This window comes from Vibrio sp. 2134-1, from assembly GCF_033339495.1.
On record NZ_JAWOUS010000746.1, the window covers coordinates 1 to 572 of the forward strand.

Below are 572 nucleotides of genomic sequence, written 5' to 3' on the forward strand. Positions count from 1 at the left end.
AGGTTGAGGAGCAACATATGCCTCCTCTTCATCTACTACATCAAAATCAGAGATGGTTGGTTCAATATGTTCACTTGGCTCAGCGTGGTCGGTAATGTCATCAAGTGCACGAGTGTCAATAACAGGTTCTTCGTGTGGCGTTGGTTCCACATGGAGTTGCTGTTCTTGCTGAGCAGCAAACTGTTCATACTCTTCATAGCTTGATTCTCGTTGAGGCGTATCGTGTTCAACAACCTCTTCATGCTTGGCTTGCACCTGCTCTTGATAGACTGCGTTTGTATCCGCATAAGATTGGCTTGTTTGTTCTTCTGACGCCCAATCATCTGCTTGCTGCGCTGCAGCTTCCAACTCTTCGATGGTTACATTCAGCTGCTTGGTACGCTCAACCATTGGATCCACGTTATCTGTGCTGACCGCTTTAAGTTGTGGTTCTGGTTCAACATACGTTGGCGTCGCATTTACTGCCGCAACTCGTTGAGTTTGGGGCTCTGGCGTCGGTTTTACCGCAGACGTTTCTGATTTGGCTTGCGGCATATATATAGGATATTCGTGTACTGCCGCTTTCTCTTTTG

1 pseudogene is annotated in these 572 nt (G+C 47.2%); it reads right to left on the reverse strand.

Annotated elements, in window-relative coordinates:
- Nucleotides 1-534: pseudogene (locus R7R78_RS28305) on the reverse strand (DNA translocase FtsK); the annotation flags it as partial.
- Nucleotides 535-572 lie beyond the last annotated feature (38 nt).